This is a genomic window from Cellulomonas sp. B6 (assembly GCF_001462455.1).
In the GTDB taxonomy this organism is placed as follows: Bacteria; Actinomycetota; Actinomycetes; order Actinomycetales; family Cellulomonadaceae; genus Cellulomonas.
This window is the reverse complement of sequence record NZ_LNTD01000232.1, coordinates 1-2,002: the sequence shown is the minus strand read 5'-3', so window position 1 is coordinate 2,002 and position 2,002 is coordinate 1. Positions and strand designations below refer to the sequence as shown.

Below are 2,002 nucleotides of genomic sequence, written 5' to 3'. Positions count from 1 at the left end.
CCGACGCCCGATCCCCCTGTCGCGAGAGTGCGATCCAGCCCGGTGCTCTCGGTGGGGTTGTCGGATCGCGCTCTCGTGACGGGTCGATCCGGTTCCGGTGCGGCCTCCGCGATCGCGCGGGCGATCGGGTGCTCGGCGAGCCGCTCGACCGCCGCGGCCAGCCGCCGCACCTCGTCGGCGTCCTCGCCCGCGGCCGGCACGACGTCGACCAGGGCCATGCGCCCGGCCGTGACCGTGCCGGTCTTGTCCAGCACGACGGTGTCGACGCGCCGCGTCTCCTCGAGGATCTCGGGGCCCTTGATGAGGATCCCGAGCTGCGCACCACGCCCCGTGCCGACCAGCAGCGCCGTGGGCGTCGCGAGCCCCAGCGCGCACGGGCACGCGATGATCAGCACCGCGACGGCCGCCGTGAACGCGGCCTGCACGCCGCCCCCGGTCGCGAGCCACACCACGAGCGTGCCGACCGCGATCACGAGCACGACCGGCACGAACACCGCCGAGATCCGGTCGGCGAGCCGCTGCACGGGCGCCTTGCCGGTCTGCGCGCGCGCCACGAGCCGGCCGATCTGCGCCAGGCGCGTCTCGGAGCCGACGCGCGTCGCGCGGACCACGAGGTGCCCGGACGTGTTGACGGTCGCGCCCGTGACCTCGTCGCCGGGGCCGACGTCGACGGGCACGGGCTCGCCCGTGAGCAGCGACGTGTCGACCGCGCTCGTCCCCGTCACCACGACGCCGTCGGTCGCGACCTTCTCGCCCGGGCGCACCGCGAACTCGTCGCCGACCGCGAGCCGGTCCACGGGCACGCGTCGCTCGACGCGGCCCGTGGGCCCGTCGACCAGCACCGCGACGTCCTTGGCGCCGAGGTCCAGCAGCGCGCGCAGCGCGTCGCCCGCGCGCCGGCGCGAACGGTGCTCGGCGTACCGGCCGGTGAGCAGGAACGTCACGACCACGGCCGCGACCTCGAAGTACAGCTCGGGCATCGCGGTGCCGTGGCCCGCACCCGCGGCCGGGAAGAGCGTCGGCGTCATGCGCATGCCGAGCTCGCCCGCACCGCCCAGCAGCAGCGCCCACAGCGACCACGCGGTCGCGGCGACCACGCCGATCGACACGAGCGTGTCCATGGTCGACGACCCGTGCCGCGCCGCGCGGACGGCCGCGCGGTGGAACGGCCACGCCGCCCACGTCGCGACCGGCAGCGCGAGCGCCGCGACGAGCCACTGCCAGCCGCGGAACTGCGTCGCCGGGACCATGCTCAGCACGACCACGGGGACGGTGAGCACGGCCGCGACCCGCAGGCGGCGGCGCAGGTCGGCGCCGCGCGCGTCGACGGGGGCGGACGTGTCGTCGTCGGCGTCGTGCTCCATGCCGGCGTGCTGCATGCCCGACAGCGCGTGCTCGATCTCGTCGTGCGCGCCGTGGTCGCCGGCGCCGTCGTGCGCCGCGCCCGGGGGCCCGTGGTGCACCGCGCCGGGCGCGGGGACCGGGTGCGCGTCGTACCCCGCGGCGCGCACGGCGGCCACGAGGTCGTCGACGGTCGGCGCGGGGGCGTCGTCGGTCGGGGTGATCTCGACGTGCGCGGTCTCGAGCGCGAGGTTCACCGTCGCGGTCGCGCCGGGCACGCGGTTGAGCCGCTTCTCGACGCGCGCGACGCAGGACGCGCAGGTCATGCCCTCGACCGCGAGGTCGATCCCCGCGGCCCCCACCCCGTCGGGGGCGGTCCGCGGCGCGTTCACAGCAGCGACCGCGCGGGCGTGACGGCGTACCCGGCCTCCTCGACGGCGGCCGCGACCGTGGCGTCGTCGAGCGGTGCGTCGGACGTGACGGTGACGGGGGAGGCCCCGCCGGTCACGAGCTCGACGGCGACGTCGGTGACGCCGGGCAGCGCGGTGAGCTCCTCGGTGACGTGCTTGACGCAGTTGCCGCAGGTCATGCCGTCGACGCGGAACGTGGTGGTGGCCATGGTGGTGCTCCTTCGGTGCGGGTGTCCGGTGCGGCGGGGGCC

At 76.7% G+C, this 2,002-nt stretch carries 2 protein-coding genes; both read right to left on the bottom strand.

Annotated elements, in window-relative coordinates; translation table 11 throughout:
* The coding region (locus ATM99_RS17120; RefSeq protein ID WP_150118349.1) for a cation-translocating P-type ATPase at positions 1-1,667 on the bottom strand (1,667 nt) is incomplete at its 3' end.
* Between the two features lie 62 nt (positions 1,668-1,729).
* On the bottom strand, positions 1,730-1,960 hold the full coding sequence (locus ATM99_RS17115) for a heavy-metal-associated domain-containing protein (RefSeq protein WP_062104028.1): 231 nt from the start codon (positions 1,958-1,960) through the stop codon (positions 1,730-1,732).
* Positions 1,961-2,002: the final 42 nt, after the last annotated feature.

What these genes read in the sequence shown, in the direction of transcription:
- ATM99_RS17115 (WP_062104028.1), bottom strand. Translation starts at nt 1,960, where the DNA reads ATGGCCACCACCACGTTCCGCGTCGACGGCATGACCTGCGGCAACTGC.